This is a genomic window from Runella aurantiaca, assembly GCF_003339505.1.
Lineage (GTDB): Bacteria > Bacteroidota > Bacteroidia > Cytophagales > Spirosomataceae > Runella > Runella aurantiaca.
Genome location: NZ_QPIW01000010.1, coordinates 205,114 through 225,746, shown reverse-complemented (window position 1 = coordinate 225,746; position 20,633 = coordinate 205,114). Strand labels below are relative to the sequence as shown.

General features: G+C 46.6%; 15 protein-coding genes. All 15 read left to right on the top strand.

All coding sequences use genetic code 11. The annotated features are described in order from the left end of the window. The first annotated feature begins 11 nt into the window (after positions 1–11). Positions 12–1,799, top strand: coding sequence for a RagB/SusD family nutrient uptake outer membrane protein (locus DVG78_RS14475; protein ID WP_114461770.1), 1,788 nt, complete (start codon positions 12–14; stop codon positions 1,797–1,799). A 141-nt stretch (positions 1,800–1,940) separates the two neighbouring features. Next, entirely contained in the window at positions 1,941–2,729 is a 789-nt protein-coding gene (locus tag DVG78_RS14470; protein WP_114461769.1) for a creatininase family protein, read from the top strand. A 135-nt stretch (positions 2,730–2,864) separates the two neighbouring features. Continuing rightward, positions 2,865–3,263 carry a RidA family protein gene (locus DVG78_RS14465; protein ID WP_114461768.1) on the top strand — a complete coding sequence of 133 codons (399 nt, stop codon included), beginning with the start codon at positions 2,865–2,867 and terminating at the stop codon, positions 3,261–3,263. Next, positions 3,253–4,215, top strand: coding sequence for a 3-hydroxyacyl-CoA dehydrogenase family protein (locus tag DVG78_RS14460; protein ID WP_114461767.1), 963 nt, complete (start codon positions 3,253–3,255; stop codon positions 4,213–4,215). The genes DVG78_RS14465 and DVG78_RS14460 overlap by 11 nt, the downstream gene beginning before the upstream one ends. Beyond that, the gene (locus tag DVG78_RS14455) at positions 4,212–5,339 is read left to right on the top strand and encodes a mandelate racemase/muconate lactonizing enzyme family protein (RefSeq protein ID WP_114461766.1); all 1,128 of its coding nucleotides are present in this window, start codon (positions 4,212–4,214) and stop codon (positions 5,337–5,339) included. Before DVG78_RS14460 ends, DVG78_RS14455 begins: the two co-directional genes overlap by 4 nt. An 11-nt stretch (positions 5,340–5,350) precedes the next feature. After that, positions 5,351–6,277: a DMT family transporter gene (locus tag DVG78_RS14450; protein WP_114461765.1), complete on the top strand. Its 927-nt coding sequence runs from the start codon at positions 5,351–5,353 to the stop codon at positions 6,275–6,277. A gap of 4 nt (positions 6,278–6,281) precedes the next feature. Next, a complete protein-coding gene (locus DVG78_RS14445) occupies positions 6,282–7,235 on the top strand; it encodes a dihydrodipicolinate synthase family protein (protein WP_114461764.1) in 954 nt (317 codons plus the stop codon). Positions 7,236–7,496: 261 nt separating this feature from the next. After that, positions 7,497–8,240 carry an SDR family NAD(P)-dependent oxidoreductase gene (locus DVG78_RS14440; protein WP_114461763.1) on the top strand — a complete coding sequence of 248 codons (744 nt, stop codon included), beginning with the start codon at positions 7,497–7,499 and terminating at the stop codon, positions 8,238–8,240. 157 nt (positions 8,241–8,397) lie between these two features. Continuing rightward, complete coding sequence (locus DVG78_RS14435; protein WP_114461762.1) at positions 8,398–10,467, top strand: beta-N-acetylhexosaminidase; 2,070 nt, start codon at positions 8,398–8,400, stop codon at positions 10,465–10,467. A 3-nt stretch (positions 10,468–10,470) separates the two neighbouring features. Beyond that, positions 10,471–11,544, top strand: coding sequence for a hypothetical protein (locus DVG78_RS14430; RefSeq protein ID WP_114461761.1), 1,074 nt, complete (start codon positions 10,471–10,473; stop codon positions 11,542–11,544). Positions 11,545–11,766: 222 nt separating this feature from the next. After that, on the top strand, positions 11,767–13,188 hold the full coding sequence (locus DVG78_RS14425; RefSeq protein ID WP_114461760.1) for a Gfo/Idh/MocA family protein: 1,422 nt from the start codon (positions 11,767–11,769) through the stop codon (positions 13,186–13,188). A gap of 107 nt (positions 13,189–13,295) precedes the next feature. After that, complete coding sequence (locus DVG78_RS14420; protein ID WP_114461759.1) at positions 13,296–14,030, top strand: Bax inhibitor-1/YccA family protein; 735 nt, start codon at positions 13,296–13,298, stop codon at positions 14,028–14,030. Positions 14,031–14,515: 485 nt separating this feature from the next. Further along, positions 14,516–17,617 (top strand): SusC/RagA family TonB-linked outer membrane protein, encoded by a 3,102-nt coding sequence (locus DVG78_RS14415; protein ID WP_114461758.1) that lies wholly within the window; start codon positions 14,516–14,518, stop codon positions 17,615–17,617. Between the two features lie 83 nt (positions 17,618–17,700). Then, on the top strand, positions 17,701–19,161 hold the full coding sequence (locus DVG78_RS14410; RefSeq protein ID WP_114461794.1) for a SusD/RagB family nutrient-binding outer membrane lipoprotein: 1,461 nt from the start codon (positions 17,701–17,703) through the stop codon (positions 19,159–19,161). A 111-nt stretch (positions 19,162–19,272) separates the two neighbouring features. Beyond that, positions 19,273–20,532: a dipeptidase gene (locus DVG78_RS14405; RefSeq protein WP_114461757.1), complete on the top strand. Its 1,260-nt coding sequence runs from the start codon at positions 19,273–19,275 to the stop codon at positions 20,530–20,532. Positions 20,533–20,633: the final 101 nt, after the last annotated feature.

Below are 20,633 nucleotides of genomic sequence, written 5' to 3'. Positions count from 1 at the left end.
CTTTGACTCACATGAAACGATTTAATTATCTCCTATTCATAGCCTGTTTGGCGTTGGTAACGACCACCAACTCCTGCAAAGAAGATTACCTCGAAATCGGAGCGTTGGGCTCTACGAGTGAAGCCACCCTGACCAACAAAGCAGGGGTGAAAGGTCTCCTGACGGGGGCGTATTCGCTGCTCGACGGCTGGGGTGTACCCAATACGACTTATTATTTTGTGGGTGTCAGCAACTGGATCTTTGGAGGCGTGACCTCCGACGATGCCCACACCGGTACGCAGGCCTCGGCTTTGCCACCGATGGAAGCGGTTGAAAGTTACAACTATGACGCGTCGATGTTGCCGTTCAACAATAAATGGATGGTGTTGTACGCGGGTGTTCAACGCGCCAACGACGTATTGCGGGTTTTAGCCAAAACGACAGATGTATCAATGTCGGCCGAAGAAGCCAAACAGATCAAAGCCGAGGCCATCTTTTTGCGGGCAGTGTATCATTTGGAAGCGGCCAAAATGTGGGAAAATGTGCCGTATTTGGATGAAAACGTCAGTTATTCCAACGGAAATTATAACGTAAGCAATACAACGCCCGTTTGGCCGAAAATCGAAGCCGATTTCAAATTTGCCGCCGAAAACTTAAGCGCCACCAAAACGGAAGTAGGCCGGGCCAATAGCTGGGCAGCAAAAGCATTTTTGGCCAAAACCTATTTATTCCAAGACAAATACACGGACGCTAAACCCGTATTGGAAGAGATCATTGCCAATGGCGTGACGTCTTCGGGTGCAAAATACGCGTTGGTTAATTATGCCGACAACTTCAACCCTTCCAAAAAGAACGGCCCTGAGTCGGTCTTTGCAGTACAGATGTCAATTACGGAATCGTTCCAAAACGGAAACTACGGCGATGCGCTCAACTTCCCGATGGGCGGGCCCGCTACCTGCTGCGGAGCGTACCAACCTTCTTTCAGCTTAGTGAATTCGTTTAAAACGGATGCCGAAACAGGTTTGCCATTGTTGGATACCTTCAATGATTCAGACGTTAAAAATGACCAAGGCATCGAAAGCAGCACGCCGTTTGCGCCTTACACGGGTACATTGGATGCGCGCCTTGACTGGACGGTGGGGCGTCGCGGAATTCCTTATTTGGATTGGGGGTTGCACCCGGGCAAAGCGTGGATTCGCGTTCAGGCGGTGGCGGGACCCTATAGCCCTATCAAAAGTATTTACTACCAGGCAGCGGCGGCAACCACTTCGTCTTCTTCGCGTTGGACGTCCAACAATTACACCATGATTCGTTTTGCCGATGTGTTGCTGTGGGCGGCGGAAGTGGAGGTTGAAATCGGAAGTTTGGCAAAAGCGCAGGAATATGTGAACCGAGTACGTGCCCGGGCAGCGAATCCGGCAGGATGGGTGAAAAAATACGTAGACAACACCGGTCCGTTGAAAGGCTTTACCAATGAGCCAGCGGCCAATTATAAAGTAGGTTTGTACACTACAGAATTTGCAGCCAAGGGCAAGGAGTTTGCCCGCGAAGCCGTTCGTTTTGAGCGTAAAATCGAATTTGGCATGGAAGGCCACCGCTTCTTTGATCTGCGCCGTTGGGACAATGGAACGGGCTACATGGCCAACACCCTGAATGCGTACGTAAAGCACGAAACATCTATACCCGGCTACGACTTTACGTACATGAAAGGTGCGACGTTTAAGAAAGGGAAAAGCGAATTGTACCCCATTCCGCAGGCACAGATTGATTTGAGTGTGGTAGACGGTAATTCTGTCCTGAAGCAGAATCCAAATTATTAGGTTATAGATAAATGAACAGTTAGTATTCACACCAGTTATTAGAATTCTTTGTCATTCCAGATTTGGAAGAAATCCTTTTTCGGGATGGCAAAGAAATTATCAAAAAAAACTATATTTAGTGCGGTCCTAAACTTATAAAGTATGCTGTTTTATGCCTCCACCTATGCTGACCTCAATCGGGCAGCAAAAGACAAAATAATTATCTTACCTCTGGGAGCCATAGAACAGCACGGACCACATTTGTCGGTGTCGACCGATACCGATATAGTAACTCAGGTTGCTCAGCAGATAGAAAAAAAATTACCCGATGCGGTGTTGCTTTGTCCGACGTTGCCGTTTGGGTCGAGCCATCATCATTTATCTTTTGGAGGTACCATCAGCATTGCCCCCGAATTGTACACACAAGTGCTGATTGATTTGGTAAACTCATTGGTAATCAGCGGTTTTAAAAAAATTATTTTACTCAATGGCCACGGAGGGAATATCACTCCTGCAAAACAGGCGTTGGCGGTATTGAGCAAACGTTTTGACGTAACTCACCAGCCAACGATTGCCCTGGCGACGTATTGGGAAGTGGGCGGAAAAGCCTTTGCAGGAGAGCCTCCCATGCAAAGCCCGGCACTCAGCCATGCCTGTGAATACGAGACCAGTATGATGCTGCATCTGTTTGCGGATAAAGTATGGATGGACCGAGTAGAGCGAGCCCAACGCCCAGAAAGCAACGGCTACATTCCGTGGGAAGATGACGAGCCGTATCGAGGGGTGACGGTCTTTAAGCAAACGGAATTCATTTCGAGCAACGGCAGCAGCGGTGAGCCGCAACTCGGCACGGCCGAAAAAGGCAAGCACTTGGTTGACCACGCTGTAAAAGCCCTGGTGAACTTTATTGAGTCGTTCAAAAATTGGCCGTTGTCGGAGCGGTTTGTTTAACCACAAAGGACATTAAGGTTTTACACAAAGAACCCAAAGTAAACTCCATTTGTGCACTTAGCGCTTTTCTTTGAGGACTTTGTGGTAAAATAATGCTTGTGTTTGTTTTTTTAATAGATTGATTGTTAGTAAGTTATGTCAAAGAAAATCGAAATAAAACATCCTGACAAAGCCGCCAACACGGGAGCGTATTCAGCGGGCGTATTGGTTGGAGAGTGGCTGTTTATCAGCGGGCAGGGGCCGTTGGATTTGGCTACGGGTGAGGTCATTCACGGTACCATAGAAGAAGAAACCTTGCTGACGTTGTCGCATATTCAAAAAGTAGTCGAAGCGGCCGGAGGTACGATTGATGATATAGTCAAATGCACGACTCATTTGGAAGATATCAACGATTTTGACCGCTATGATGCCGCTTACGCGTCCTTTTTCAAGGGCGTTAAGCCTGCTCGTACTACGGTGCAGTCGGTGTTGTCGGATGGGATAAAGATTGAAATTGACGCAATTGCGATTATTTCTAAAGAGAATGGCAAATAAAATACGTATCGGTACGGTAGGGTTGGGCCTGATGGGCAGCAGCATTGCTACCTGCATTTTGGCAGCAGGGTATGAGGTAACGTCGTTGGTCAAAGAGATTTCCATTGCCGATGAAGCACATACCCGAATCAATGGTTTTTTGAAACAACTCTACGACGAAGGGATTTTAACGGAAACGCCAGAAGTTGTATTAGAACGCCACATCATTACAGATAACGTAGCGCTGTTGCGTGACCATGAAGTGGTGATTGAATCCATTACCGAAAACATTGACGAGAAAAAAAGCGTCTATCACAAACTCGAAACGGTGCTCTCTCCCACGGCCATTATCGGCAGCAATACTTCGGCGATTCCCGTTACGGTACTGCAAAGCGGGCTCCAACATCCCGAGCGTGTTTTGGGAATCCACTGGGCCGAGCCGGCACATATTACGCGGTTCATGGAAGTGATTTGCGGAAATGAGTCAGACATCCAATACGCTTATCAAATCGTGGCTTTGGCCGAAAGTTGGGGGAAAGAACCTTCGTTGCTCAAAAAAGACATTCGTGGTTTTATCACCAACCGCATCATGTACGCGATGCTGCGCGAAGCATTTCATTTGGTCGAAAACGGCTACGCTACCATGGAAGACGTGGACCGCTCCCTGCGCAATGATTTGGGCTATTGGATTACGTTTGCGGGGCCGTTTCGCTTTATGGATTTGACGGGTATTCCGGCGTATCTGACCGTGATGAAAGACCTCTTTCCAGAACTCAGCAACGCAACCCAAGCCCCAAAATTGATGGAAGAATTGGTAGCCTCCGGGGCCAAGGGCGTGAGCAATGCCCAAGGCTTTTATCCATACACGCCCCAAAGCGCCGAGCATTGGGAAGAACAATTCATTGAGTTTAGCTATGATATCCGAAAATTGGCAAAAAAGTATTCACAAAACACCTCAGAAAGCGAAAAATGACGATTATCCACTCCATAAAAGCCACTGAAGTTGTCGTGCCGGCCAAGCCTGGCAGTTTGAATTCTGAGGAGGTGATTGACAAAGATGCGGCGTTTGCGCAGAAATTTTTAACGGGGGAACGTTGGACGGAATTTGCCAACCAACCCAAATGGATTCTTGAAATTACGCTGAAAAACGGCCTGACCGGCATCGGTGAAACCTACCGCAGCGCTTCAAAAGAGTTGCTTTACGAAGCCATGCAAACTTTTGTCGGACAAGATATTCTAAAATTAAACTGGCGGCGGTTGCCCGTAAACGACCAACGAATTTACGAAGCTTTTGAGACGGCAGTGCTGGACTTGGTGGGCAAATTACTGAATGTACCTGTCGCTCAATTGCTCGGCGGCGCTTACCGCGACCGCATTGATTGTTTTGGTTGGACGGGCCGCCGTACGCCGGAAGAGGCGGCCCAAAAAGCCTACGAAGCGATGCAGAAAGGCCATAAAGCCTTCAAATTCAAATGCTCCGATGAAGATCCCGTACGGCTGTGGACGGAAGAAATCAGGAAAAAATGCGGTGACGGCATCAAAATCCTGCTCGACCCCAACCAACGCTGGACTGACGTTGCCACGACCCTAAAACTGATGGAAGGCGTAGAAAAAGACATTATGCTCGGTTTGGAAGATCCTATTTTGCACGCTGATGTGGAAGGGTTCAAGTATCTGCGTGATAAGTTAGGCATTCCGATGTACCGCCATATTTCGTTGCCTTATACCCAAGACATTCGCGATATGATCGCTTTTGTACGGGCCGATGCCGTGGACGGTTATAATTTCAACGGCTCGGCGTACAATTGCGTTTTACTGGCCGAAATCGCGCATTTGGAAGGCAAATCCTGCTGGCGTGGGTCAGAAGTGGATTTAGGAATTTCAGAAACAATGGGTCTTCATATCGCGGCCGCAAGCGTCAATTGTACTGTTCCCTCTGATATTTTCGGGGAGCTGGTGCGGGAAGATGATTTGCTCGTTCAGCCCATTCAATTTGAGAAGGGCTCCGCACTTGTTCCGCAAGGCGCTGGACTTGGGATTGAGTTGGACAGAGCGGCGTTAGAGAAGTATAAAATAAGTGAAATGAACGCTCAGTAAATCCACAAACTATGAAAAAATCGGTTGTTTCCTGGTCTATTTTGTTTGCCTGTAATTTCATGTGGGCGTTTCATTTTACGAGCATCAAGCTGACGCAGGATCAGGTCGGGCCGTATTTTACGGTGTGGGCACCCATGTTGTTGGCCACCATGTTGTTGGCTCCGTTTGTAGCCCGAGACTTTAAAAAAGGGGGCAAAAAGCTGAAAGATATTTTGATTTTTGTTCAGTTGGCGGCGTTGGGCGCGTTTCCGTCGCAAGTATTGATGACCTGGGGGACGCAGTATTCCTTGGCCAGCAATGCCGCTATTTTGGTTCTGACCTTGCCCGTCATTACTGCCGTGTTTGCATTCCTCATTTTGAAAGAAAAAATGAATGCCGCCCGTTGGGTGAGTTTTGCCATTGCCATCATCGGGGTCGCTTTGTGCTCCACCGACGACATCAAAGGGGCCGATTTGAGTTCACGCTATGCGTTGGGAAATATCCTGATTTTTCTGGCCATTTTGGGCAATGCCTATTACAACGTCGGCTGCAAGAAAATTGCCGAGAAATACACCGAAATCGAAATGGTGTTCTACACCTATTTGGTCATGTGTATTTTGCTGACGCCGTTGGTGCTGTATTATGAACCCGAAATGTTTGGCAAAATTCCCGAGTTCACCACCAATACTTGGATAGGTATGATTTCGTTGACGGTATTCCATAATTTTCTTTCCATGGTGCTGTTTTTCAGGGCTTTGAAGTATTTGGACGCTACCCAAGTCGCCTTGTCAAATTACCTGATTACATTCATGGGCTTGCCCATAGCGGCCCTTTGGTTGGGCGAAAAACTCAACACACAGGCCATTATCGGAGGGGTATTGGTTCTGGTTTCTACCCTTATTCTCTCCATTGTTGATAGTAGAGTACAGCAAAAAAAATTGGTTAATAATAATTCCTAAAGTTATGTCAGAGCTAACAAACGAACTTTTCGGCGTTGTTCCGATTATTCCCACACCCTTTACCGAAAACGAGGAAATCGACGAAGAGGCCCTCCGCAGTTTGATTGATTTCGCCATAGCGGGCGGTATCAAAGCCGTTTGCCTTCCTGCTTACGCAAGCGAGTTTTACAAATTGACCGACGACGAAAAACTTCAAGTCGTACGTGTAGCGGTTGAGCACGCCGCAGGACGCCTCAAAATTGTGGCGCAGTCCAACCATCCATCTCTGAAAGTGGCCATAAAATTGGCGCAGGCCAACGTGAAAGCGGGCGCTGATGTGGTGTCGTTGGCGGTGCCGCGCATTTTCAGTTTGCCCGAAAGTTCGTTGAAACAATACTTATCAGAATTCCTGCAATCCATTCCCAATACCCCCGTTTTGATTCAGGATTTCAACCCCGGCGGTTCATCTATCAGCGTGGAGTTTATCAAAGAATTGATGGATGAAAATCCTAATTTCAAATACCTGAAACTCGAAGAACCGCTTTGTGCCCCCAAATTTGAAAGCATTATTAAAGCCACTAAAGGAAAAGTCGGCTTGTTTGAGGGATGGGGTGGTCTGTACATGCTGGAGTTGGTGCCCATCGGTATCAGAGGCGTGATGCCGGGGTTGGCGGTTTCTGATATTCTTCAACGCGTGTTTGACTTGCGTCGCAGCGGTGAAGATGGAAAGGCGTTTGATTTGTTTGAAAAAGTGATGCCTCAGATATTTTTCTCGCTGCAAAACATGGAACTGTTCCATTATGCCGAAAAAGAATTACTCATCGCTCGCGGCGTATTGAGCAACAGCATTGCCCGTAAAGCCGCTTATATTCCCGACGCGTCGAGTATCAGCTACATTCGTGAATTAAATCAACGTGTGATTGACGTACTCAATGACGAAACCTACGCCATTCGTCCTGCGGTGGCAGTGGCGGTATAAATGAATTTGAATTTTAAGAATGTGGTGTAAGCATTGGAACACGGATTTTACGGATCCCTAAAGCGTTCGGGGACACGGATTATAAGATTTTATCCGAGAAAATCCGTGTTCCCAAAGGGATTCGTGTCATCCGCGTTCCATTTTGACAATACTGTCAAATACTCTATATTCCTAAATAAATCGGTCAAATGCTCTCACTGAGAGTTACACAAAGTACACTTTGAGTAACTCTGTGACCCCAATTTTAATCAGATATAAAACATGAACGAATTTAGCAGACAGGTGGCGTTGATAACGGGTGCGGCCTCAGGAATTGGACTGGTGGTAGCCCATAAACTCCTTGCCGAAGGTGCCAATGTTGCCCTACTTGATTTTAACGAAAAAGGGTTGCAACAGGAGTTTGAAAGCTACGGCGACCGAGCGTTGCTTATCGGCATTGACATCACCGATGAAGCACGGGTGCAGGAAGTAATTCAACAGGCGTTGGAGCATTTTGGCAAAGTGGATATTCTCGTCAACTGCGTGGGAATCACGGGTATCACTAACCTCAAAAGCCACGAAGTGAGCAGCGAGAATTTGCATAAAGTGTTTGAAGTCAACTTTATGAGTTGTTTTTATACTTCAAAAGCTGTTTTGCCTTCCATGATGGCGCAGAAATACGGACGTATCCTGCACATTGCGTCGATTGCGGGTAAGGAAGGGAATGCAGGCATGTTGGCCTATTCGGCTTCCAAAGCGGCAGTGATTGGGCTGACCAAAGTACAGGGCAAAGAATATGCGGAATACGGCATCACGGTCAATGCCTTGGCCCCGGCTGTGATTCAAACGCCCTTGGTCGATGCTATGCCCGAAGTACAAGTAAAATACATGACCGATAAAATTCCGATGAAACGTTGCGGCACGCTCGACGAAGCTGCCAACTTGGTGGCTTACATCGTATCATCCAAAAATAGCTTTACCACTGGCTTCACCTTTGATTTGTCGGGAGGAAGAGCGACGTATTAGACAAATTGAAGTCACCAAAGTGCAGGCGGTTTCTCAAAACCGCCGGTGGATTTCCTCATCACCTGAGAACTTTGTTCACAAGGTTTTGAGAAACCTTATTTGGCGGATAGGAGTATCCGCCGGCACATTACTGCACTAAACCATTAATTTTTTATTTATGAAATCCCTTTTGATTGTTTTTTGTACCTGTTTTTGGGCGTTTGCAGGGATTTTTGCCCAAAATCGCCCCATTTTATACCCCGAACCGACTTCCATTCAGTACGGACAAGGGGAACTGTTGCTGCAAAATCTCTCGCTTTATGTAGCGCCGACGGCTTCTAAAGACCTTGTTTTTGCCCTGAACGAACTCAAACAAACGATTCGCGAGCGGAGTGGAAAGTCGCTTAAAATGGCCAATGCTGCCAATACGGCGAACATTCGTTTTACCGTCAAAACACCGGGACGGGAATTGCCCGAAACCAACGAAGCACAGCCCGGAAGCACACGGGAACAGTACTCACTTTCTGTGAATGCCAAAGGGGTGGAAATCAACGCTCAGACCTCAACGGGTTTGTATTACGCCGTTCAAACGATTCGACAGTTGATTCAGGGTTCGGGAGCCAAAGCAGCGTTGCCGTTTGTGACGATTCAAGACCAACCTCAGTTGGCTTTTCGGGGGGTGATGATGGATTTTGCGCACGGTGGTTTGTTGACTATAGAAGAGATCAAAAAACAGATTGACTTTTTGGCACGTTGGAAAACCAACCAATATTATTTCTACAACGAAGTCAGCATTGAGCTTGACGGCTATTCCACCCTCAATTACAAGGCAAGCTACACCCAAGACCAAATCAAAAGCATCATAGCCTATGCCCGTGAGCGGCACATCGACGTGATCCCGTTTGTGAATTTTTACGGGCATTTGCACGAACTGATTCGAAACGAAAAATACGCTTCACTGGCCATTGGGCGCTACGGACACGAGCTTGACCCGCGCAATGCCGGTGTACAGACGTTGCTCAAAAACTGGATAAAACAATATACCACGCTGTTTAAAAGTCCTTTTATTCACGTGGGTTTTGATGAAACCTGGGAAACCAAGCGTCTGAACAGTACGGGAGAAATGTCCTTGAATCCCGAAGCGCTGTTTATTCAGCAACTGACCTTTGTGAGCGATGAGTTGAAGCAATACGGCAAAACCCTCATGGCGTGGACGGACATGAACTCGTTTTATCCCGAAATCATGAAGAAATTCCCCGCCGAGGTCATTCCTGTCATTTGGCAATATTCGCCCGATTCGGCGGCTACGTACCATTATTTGAATCCCGTTTTGAAAGAAAAGAAGCCATTTTTTATTCAACCGGCCGTTTCGGGTTGGGGACATATTTATCCCGAAGCTGAGTATACGTACGACAACATTGATCTGTGTTTGCGAGCCGGAATGCGGCATCAGACGCTGGGCTTTATCACCTCTGTTTGGACAGATTCTGTGGAGCCGTTTGTGCGCTCGTCGTGGATGTTTATGGCCTATGGCTGCATTTCTGCCTGGCAGGGAAAATCTCCTGATAAAAAGGTATTTGCCCGAAACTACGCGTCGGTGATGTACCCCAATGCTGCCAAAGAAATGGGCGATGCCTTTGACAATATCGCTACCTCGGTCGAATATTTGAAGAAATGCTTGGGCAAAAATACCCAAAGTATGCCGCGCGGCACGTTAGTAGAAGCATGGTCGAATCCCTTTTCAGCCTATTATCTGGCCAATACCGAAGCACACGCGGCAGAGTTGAGGGAAGTTAGAAAATACAGCGAAGAGGCGCAGGCCAATTTGATAGATGCTCTGAAAAAAGCCTCTAAATCAGACAGTACTTTTATCAATTCATTGCTGGTGTCGGCACGGCTCATTAATTATTCGGCCACGCGATTTATCTGGGCCAAAGCCATCGTGGACCGCTGGAATTATGCCATGCTCGTCAAAAAGAAGGAAGATTACGTCATTTATGATTTGACGTATCCCTGTCACAGTTTATTGGTGGATGCGATGGACGAAACGGGCGAGTTGAAACAAATTTACACTCAAACGTGGCTTTCGGAATACATGCCCTATCGACTCAACTCTATTTTGGGGCGGTTTGATGTGGAATATAGTCTTTGGCGAAAACTGCACCTCAAAGTCGTTGATTTCCAGATTCAACGAAAAAAAGAAGAGCCTGTGCAGTCATTTGAAGCAATGTTTAAACCCGATTTTTAGGAAATGAACAACATAGAATTTATCAGTCCCATCAACGGCGATATGCTCCATTCGTATGATGGTTTGGTGATAAAGGGAGCCTTGCAAACCATTGTAACGGTCAAAGCGCCATTGAAGCATTTGATTGTGATTAACGGCGTACAAGCAAGAGAACGAGAAGGTGTTTTTGAAGCACAAATCGTCCTTACTGAATACAAGAATTCGGTAGAAGTTCAAAACAGAACCACGGGCGAAAGCCAACAAATAACGGTTTTTTGGTTACCCAATTTCGCAGGTCACTACCGCCTTTCGATTGATGATAATATTTGGTTTTTGCGCGATATTCACCAAAATTCAGCTCATTATAATTCTATTTTTGAGAATGAATATTTAGGGTTTTTGAAGCAGGTTCACGACGCCTATGGTACCAAAATCCACCTGAATCTTTTTTACGAAACGGATGGTTTTAACCTGTCGCAACTAACTGATAAATATAAATCTGAATGGACCTCCAATGCTGATTGGCTTCGTTTGAGCTTTCACGCACGCGGTGAGTTTCCCGATATGCCGTACCGAACGGCGGGCTATCAACAAGTGGCGGAAGACTGCGAATTGGTCAAAAACGAGATTCGGCGCTTTGCGGGGGAGGCCGTAATGGGGCCTGTCACTACGCTGCATTGGGGCGAAGCCACCGTCGAAGGTTCACGGGCGCTTCGTGATGCGGGTTATGTGGGGCAATTGGGTTATTTTAACGTAGATGATGGTCTGTTCGCGGTGTCTTACTATTTGACTGTGGAGCAGCGCCGTCAATTGAAAAAACGCTTTGTATGGCACGATACACAGGAAGGAATTACGTTTATCCGCAGCAGCATTGTCATTGATAAAAAAGAGCTGCCCGACATTGTACCGCACCTCGACAATTACGCCAATCTGCCGTCAGGCTTGCCCCCGTACGTTGATTTTTTGGTGCACGAGCAATATTTCTATCCGTTTTACGAAGCCTATCAACCCGATTTTCGCAACCGCATCCTAACCTGCGTCCAATGGGCCACCCAAAAAGGCTACCAACCTGCTTTTCTCGGAGATTGTATTTTTTGAGATAAAGGGTTGAGTAAGTAGGCAAAAATGCAAAAAAGAATAATAATCAACCCAAAATCTCTGATTTTTTAGTTTTCTAGCCTTCTCGTGAAACGCCTTGTAATTTCGGATAAAGCGCAACGCGCCCGAAATTACAGAGCGTTGAAGGAGAAGGCGGGGCCCAGCGGCCTAGAGCGAAACCACTATTTCTAAACGCCAAAACTTGAAAAGGCTACCCAAAACATGGAAAACAACCGCAGAAATTTCTTAAAAACGGCAAGCGCAACAGGTTTAGGGCTTCTTGCTTCCAATCCCTTTGCCGCTTACGCCAATACCCCCGAAGAAATGGCGCAAGTTTACGAACAAGCCAATCATACCCGCGTCCAAAAATTCAACATGAGTGGCTATGCCGCTCCCAAACTCGACAAAGTGCGCATCGGATTCATCGGTTTGGGCAATCGCGGCATGGGAGCCGTGGAGCGGATGAACAAAATCGAAGGCGTAGAAATCAAAGCCTTGTGCGACCTTCGCGCGGAAAAAGTCAATGTCGCTAAAAAGTTGGTGGAAGCCTCTGGGCATCGTCCCGAAACCTACATAGGCAGTCCCGAAATCTGGAGAAAATTGGCTGAGCGCACCGACCTTGACCTGATTTACATACTTACGCCTTGGGCGTTTCATACCCCAATGGCGGTATTTTCGATGGAGCACGGCAAGCACGTATGCGTGGAAGTTCCCGCCGCCAAAACCATTGAAGAAGCCTGGCAGCTGGTCGAAACATCCGAGCGGACCAAGAAGCACTGCATGATGGTCGAAAACTGCTGCTACGATTTTTCGGAATTGCTCACGCTCAATTTGGCCCGTAACGGTTTTTTTGGAGAGATTGTCCACGGCGAGGCCGCCTATATCCACAATTTGCAGGAATACATGTTCTCAAAAACGCATTTCTATCAATTGTGGGAACTTCACGAAATGTATCAACGCAAAGGAAACCTGTACCCAACGCACGGGCTGGGGCCGATTTGCCAAGTGATGAACATCAATCGCGGGGATAAAATGGAGTACCTGACGTCGATGTCGAGCAGTGATTTTGTATTGGGAAATTTAGCCAAAGAGCTCGCCGCCAAGGATGATTTTTACAAACCTTACGTGGATAAGCAGTTTAATGGCAACATGAGCACCACGACCATCAAGACTAATAAAGGCAAAACCATTATGGTTCAGTATGATGTGTCGTCGCCAAGGCCCTATTCGCGGATTCAGTTGGTGAGTGGTACCAAAGCAGTGGGTTTGAAATACCCCGAACCTGCCCGGTATTCCACGGGGCATGAATGGATGAGCGCCGAAGAATACAAAACTTTGGAGCAAAAATACCTGCCGCCGATTGTGAAAAAAATGGGCGAAATCGCCAAAAACGTCGGCGGGCACGGCGGCATGGATTTTCTGATGGACTGGCGCACAATTGACTGCCTTCGCAACGGCCTCCCACTCGACCAAGATGTCTACGATGCGGCTTTGTGGAGTTGTATTGCGCCGCTGAGTGGCTGGTCGGTGGCTCATCGTTCTAATTCCATTGATGTACCCGACTTTACGGGCGGCTCGTGGAAAAACAACGCGCCCGTCGATATTTCGATGACCAAAGGCGGTACTACAAAAGCGAAAGTTTGATGAATGACCCCAAAAAGGATTTTGCCTTGACTTTTTGAATTTTATATGGCATTTTGCGTTTATTATTCTGTAAAATCAGTTGAAAAACCTAAAATCTCCTACATTACATGGCAAATCCAACCTTATCGGAAAAATCATTTATAAAGGCCGCGCGGGAAGGTGTTGGGCAGGGCCCAATGACCGTGCAGGGTACCGTCAATAAAATCATCCTAATGGGGGTGCTTGTACTCGCCTCCGCCTTGGGCAGCTGGTTTTTGTTTGCCTCCAATCCAGCATTGATTATGCCTTTGGCCATTGGCGGAGCCATTGCGGGCTTTGTGATAGCGTTAATTCTGGCTTTTAAACAACATTTGGCTCCTACGCTTGCACCTTTGTATGCAGTAGTGGAAGGGGTTTTTGTGGGTGCAACTACGCTCTTTTTTGAAAGTATGTATCCGGGCATCGGCCTATCGGCGGTGTTGCTCACGTTTGCGATACTGGCCGGAATGGTCGGTTTGTACAAAGCGGGTGTGATTCGCGCCACACCTACATTTAAGCGGACTATTTTGGCGGCTACGGCGGGCGTTGCCATCTTTTATTTGGTCGCAATGGTACTGCGGATGTTCAGTATTGAAATGCCCCTTATCTACGACAATGGTTGGTTTGGTATTGGCTTTTCGCTTTTTGTAGTGGGCTTAGCTGCTTTTAACTTAGTATTGGACCTCGACATGATTGAGCAAGGTGCCGAACACGGTGCTCCCAAATACATGGAATGGTATTGTGCCTTCGGCATGATTGTGACCATTGTGTGGCTGTACATCGAAGTACTGAGATTGTTAGCGAAGCTTTCCAGCCGCGATTAAAAAACATACTTTAAAATATTTTTTCAAAGACGTCGGACGTAGCTGTTCGGCGTCTTTTTTTTGGTGGCGTCTGATTTTTTTTAAAGTAGCGGCTACTTTAAGGTATATACGTGCATTTGTGAGAAATTGTGGGAATAATTATATTTTTTGTTAGTTAATAAAAAGTAAATAAGGTTTAAACAGAATAATAAGTATTTGAGCTAAAATATTTAAGTAGTTTAATTAGGTATTTTTGCAAATAAAAAGTTTATTATTTTGTATAAATAAATATATTTAAAATAATATTTGGAATAAAGGTGCAATAAATCTAAAATTGCATCTTTATTACTGCCAAGCAAGAAAAGCTCCTCGCTCTTTAAAATTAAGTTTTATTCGAAAATGGCCGCAAACTATTAAGAATATCAATGGCATAAATCTGTAAAAGAAATGTGCTGTTTAAATTGGAAAAATACAAATATTGCCCAATAACTTAATATCCATTAACCATGAGGAAGTTTTTTACCACAACCTGTTTAGTGGCCTCTATGCTTGTCTCTTTAGCGAGCTATGCCCAAGATCGACTGTTGAAAGGCCGTGTCCTTTCCAAAGACGGTTTAAGCCTACCCGGCGCCAGTATCGTCATCAAAGGTTCCGACCGCGGAACGAGTGCAAATTCAACGGGAGATTTCTCCATTTCGGGCCCTCCTAACGCCGTTTTGGTTGTTTCTTTCATCGGCTACAAGCCGCAAGAAATTGCTACTGGCAATCAAACAACTTTTGATATTTCGTTGGATGAAGATGCCTCTATTCTGAGTGAAGTTATCGTAACGGCTTTGGGAATTACCCGTGAGAAAAAAGCCTTGGGCTATTCTGTGCAGGAAGTAAGCGGTAAACAAATGACGCAGGCGCGTACCACCAACTTCGTGAATGCACTTTCCGGAAAAATCGCTGGGGTGCAGGTCACTGGCTCCAACGGCGCGCCGGGCGCTTCTTCCCGTATTCTGATTCGGGGTGCAAGTTCCATCGGAAGCAACAACCAGCCTTTGTTTGTCGTTGACGGGATTCCTATTGATAACGGTAACTATGGCTCAGGAACGGGCGTAGACTATGGCAATGGCGCGGCATCTATCAACCCCGACGACATTGAGAATGTAAGCGTACTGAAAGGGCCAAGCGCGGCGGCTTTGTACGGCTCGCGCGGGGCGAATGGCGTTATTTTGATTACGACCAAAAGCGGAAAAGGCTCGAAAGGCATTGGCGTTTCGGTCAATTCAAACACCGCATTTGACAGTCCGTTTCGTTTGCCTGAGTGGCAAAATGAATACGGACAAGGTAACAAAGGCCTGTTCTCATTTGTGGATGGAACGGGAAAAGGAGTAAACGACGGTGTGGACGAAAGCTGGGGACCTAAAATGGACGGCCGACTTTTGCCACAATTTGACTCGCCGATTGCCGCCGACGGTACCCGCACGCCTACACCTTTTATTCCGCATCCTGATAACGTTAATCAATTCTTCCAGACTGGTAAGACTTTCACGAACAACATTGCCATCACGGGTGGAAACGAAAAAGGCGATTTTCGTCTTTCCTATACTGACCTGAACCAAACAGGGATTTTGCCCAATACCGATTACAAGCGCCGTACGGTATCGCTGAATGCGGGTTGGAACCTGACCAAAAAATTGAGCATCCGTGCAACGGGTAACTACGTGGTAGACGGTAGCGATAACCGGACCAACTGGGGCCTTTATTTTATCTGGTTTGGCCGTCAGGTGGACATGGAGAAATTGCAGAATTATCAGGCACCGGGCAGCATTTATCAAAACAACTGGAACTACAACTATTGGACGAATCCATATTATGTGTTGAACTTGAGCACCAAATACAACAAGCGTGACCGCGTGTATGGCAACTTGGCCGCTACGTATAAATTTAACGATTGGTTGACGCTGACGGCACGCTCAGGAACCGACGTATATGTAGACCGTCGTAAAACCAAAAACGCCGCGCGGATTGATAACCTCAACGGCTCTAAACAGTACGATAGCTACAACGAAGAGCAGATTTTTATTCGCGAATCTAACTCCGACGTTCTGTTGACCGCTACGCATAAATTCGGTGAGTTTGACGTGGCTGCCAACTTTGGTACCAACCACCGCAGCAATTATTATCAACGCAACTACATGGGCGCTACGGAGTTGGCAATTCCTCGCGTATGGAACTTGGGTAACTCGCGCCAAGCCAAAGTTGCCGAAAACTCGTTTACCGAAAAACAAGTAAACAGCGTATACGCGGCCGCAAACATCGGCTTTAGAAATTACCTCTTTCTGGATTTGACCGCTCGTAACGACTGGTCAAGCGCTCTGCCTTCCAACAACCGTTCGTACTTCTATCCTTCGGGGTCGTTGAGTGCGGTATTGACGGATATGTTTAATATCAAGTCTACGGTATTATCATTTGCCAAAGTACGGGCGGGGATTGCCCGCGTAGGAAACGACACCGATGCTTACCGTTTGATTCAGGCATACAAGTACGAAAACCCGTGGGGCAGCACACCTTCATTGTCGGAAAACAACGCCATGTTGAACGCAAATTTAAAGCCTGAGTTGACCAATTCGTATGAGATTGGCGCAGAGGTAAAACTGTGGCGTAACCGCGTTGGGTTGGACGTAACTTACTATGACAAACAATCTTTCAACCAGATTCTTGACGTAAATATTTCGCAATCGACGGGCTTTAATTCTAAACTTTTGAACGCTGGTAAATTGCAAAACAAAGGTATTGAGATTCAACTGAGCGCCACGCCTGTAAAAGCGGGACCGTTTCAGTGGGACATTGCGGTCAACTGGGCGCGTAACCAGAATAAAGTCATTGAATTGGCCGAAGGCTTAACTACCTATACTTTAGGAACGGTGCGGGGAATGAGCATCGAAGCCCGGGTAGGACAGCCGTACGGAACTTTCTTCGGGCAAGGTTTTGCCCGTGACCCAAGCGGCAATATCATTTACGATAAGAGCGGTTATCCTACCTTAAATCCTACCCGTCGAATTTTGGGGAATTTCACACCTAAGTGGATTGGTGGTTTCCAGAATACCTTTACCTACAAAAATGTTTCTTTGAGTACCCTAATTGATGTGAAACAGGGCGGAGATATTTTCTCGCAATCGGTAAACATCGGCCGCTATACGGGTGTATTGGCCGAAACAGTACTGGGCCGCGAAGGAGGTATTGTTGGAGAAGGAGTTGTAAATACAGGGACAGCTACGGAGCCAGTATTCGTACCAAATACTACGCGGATTTCTTCGGAAGAATGGCACCACAAATACTACGCGCTGACCAACAACGAAGGAACTATTTTTGACGGAAGTTTTGTGAAACTGAGAGAAGTAAAACTGACATACGTGATTAGTGGTCAGGTGTTTAAAAAACTTCCATTCCGTGATATTTCGCTCTCGGTGGTAGGTAGAAACTTACTTTTGTTGCACAGCAATGTGCCGCATATCGACCCTGAAACCAGTTTTTATAACGATGGAAACCTTCAGGGAATTGAGAACGGGCAAGTTCCAACCACCCGCAGCGTTGGCTTCAACATCAGTTTTAATCTGTAACGAGTTGTTTCAGACTTGGAAAGTCTACAAACTTTCCAAGTCTTGTTAATTCTGTTCTAATAAATTTCAAAATGAACATTCACATGAAAAATATATTTCACTCTTTTCGCTATAAAGCCCTCACGGCCGCATTGATGCTCAGTGTTACGGCGTGTACGGATAAATTTGACGAAATCAACACCAACCCCAATGCGCCTTCGGTGGCCACGGCCGACTTGTTTTTGCCGCACGGTATTCAAAGTGCGGTTGATGCCTATTGGGGCGGGTCGTTGGGGATGGATATTGGCAATTTGATTCCTCAATATTGGGCGCGTATTCAATACACCGACATCGACCAGTATTCGATTTCTAGCGATGTGTACAGCAACGCTTGGCAAACCTTCCACGTGGAGGCGTTGCCCGATTATCAGCGGATTTATAAGCTGGGCGTTGACACAAAAAACCCTAACTATCAGGCAGTAGCCATGATTATGCGCTCTTGGGTTTATTCATTGTTGACCGATATTTACGGAGATATTCCGTATACGCAGTCACTTCAAGGATTAGAAGGTGTTTTACAGCCCAAATATGATACCCAAAAGGAAGTATACGCAGGTATCATCAAGGAGTTGAAAGCGGCCAATGACATGATTGACGCTGTCGATAAATCCAAAGCCATCGCGGGCGATATTCTTTTTGCCAATAACCTGACTCGCTGGAAGAAATTTGCTAATTCGTTGAGTTTGCGCCTGCTTAACCGGATGCTAAGTAAAGCCGATGCTGCAATGGACGTAAAAACCGAAATCGCCCGTATTTTGGGTGACCCCGCCAAATATCCCGTCATTGAGTCTAATGCCGACAACATTCAACTTAATTATCTGGATGCAACAAACAATAACAATCCCATCAATCAAAACCGAAAAACCCGCGACGACCACCGCGTGAGTGCTACAATTGTGAACAAATTGGCGGCCATGAAAGATGCAAGATTGGGCGTTTATGCCGACAGGCCCGCCGACGGTGGTGATTATAAAGGCGTTCCGAACGGCCTTTCCAATGCCGATGCCAACGCGTTAGGTCTATCTAAAACCTCCAAAGTAGGTGCTTATTTTGTGAGTGCCACCGCCCCTGGCGTTATTTTGAGTTACTCAGAATTACTGTTTATCAAAGCCGAAATGGCTTACAAAGGAATTACGGCGGCGGGCGATGTCGCGGCCAATTATACCAATGCCATTACGGCTTCGCATACGCAGTATAAACTGACGGTTGGGGCTGATTATTTGGCGGCCAACGCGTTGAAAACGGGCGCAGACGGGTACACGCAAATCATGGAACAAAAATGGATTGCTTTGTTTGGACAAGGAATTGAATCGTGGACGGAGTTTCGTCGCACGGGAATTCCTGCTTTGAAGCCTGCGGTTATTAACGTAAACGGCGGTGTGATTCCGACGCGCTTGCCGTACCCAGGGTCTGAAGAGTCACTGAACTATACTAACTTTAGTGCTGCGCTTAAACAGCAAGGAGGGGCAAACGATATGAAGTTGAAGCTCTGGATTGCAAAATAAAGTAACTCCTTATTCAACAACAAGGTTTTAGCTGTGGTGTTTCAGGGCTAAAACCTTGTTGTTTAGGTTTTTGTATTTATAATAAATCGTTATACTATACCAATCATGCTAATGAAAACCACGCTTCGGTCTACACTCATTTCCTGTTTTGCGCTCACGGCGTTGTCGGTGGCAGCGCAAGACGATGCCGCCTTGCTGAAAAAAGCGAAGAAAATTCACGAGAAAGCTTTTACCGTAGATACCCACGCCGACACGCCGATGTTGCTCTCGCGCGGCGGGTTTGACATTACCAAAGACAATGACGCCCGTACCACCAACAGCAAAGTAGACTATCCGCGTATGAAGCGCGGGGGATTGGATGCTATTTTCTTTGCCGTCTATTTAGGACAAGGACCACGTACGCCCGAAGCGCACGAAGCGGCCAAAAAACGCGCTTTGGGGATTTTTGATGCGGTCAATACCACGTTGAAAGAAACGAGCGAATTGGCCGAACTCGCTACCACGCCCGAAGATGCCTACCGCATTGGAAAAACAGGTAAGCGGGTGATTTTTATCGGGGTAGAAAATGGCTACGCCATGGGCCATGATTTACCAATGTTGCAGAAATTTTATGATTTGGGTGCCCGTTACATGACGCTATGCCATTCAAGTAACAACGATATTTGCGATTCTTCCACAGACCCAAAAGGTGCTGAATACCAAGGGCTAAGCCCATTGGGTGAGCAAGTCGTCAAAGAAATGAACCGTTTGGGTATGATTATTGACGTGTCGCACGTGTCAGATTCTACGTTTTATGACGTAATTCGACAGTCAAAAGTGCCTGTTGTGGCAACACATTCGGGGGCAAAGGCCATCTGCAATCACCCACGTAACCTCACCGATGATATGCTCAAAGCATTGGCTAAAAATGGCGGAGTGATTCAACTAAACTTGCTAAGCGATTATATCAAGACCATTCCAGCAAGCCCAGAAAGAGAAGGTGCGCTGAAAGAATTGTACGCAAAATACAGCATCAAAGACCGTCGGGGAATGATGACGTTGCCCGAAGCGGAGCAACAAAAAGCGCGGGCTGATTTTATGGAATTGAATAAAAAATACCCGATTCAGTTGGCTACCGTCAAAGATGCCATCGATCACATTGACCACATCGTGAAGCTAATCGGCATTGACCACGTGGGCATGGGGGCTGATTTTGACGGCGGCGGTGCATTGGCAGATTGCTTTGATGTTAGCCAATACGAAAACATGACCATCGAATTGGTGCGCCGGGGTTATTCTAAAAAAGACATTGAAAAAATCTGGAGTGGTAATTTCTTTCGCGTGATGAAGGCCGTTGAAAAAGGAAAAACGCGCGAATTAAGTCTCAAATAAACATAAACTGATTAAAATCTGATACCTTTAACCGTTAATTTACACTCACAACAATCTGAAACGAAAAGAGTCGAGCACTTGCCCGACTCTTTTTTATGAAA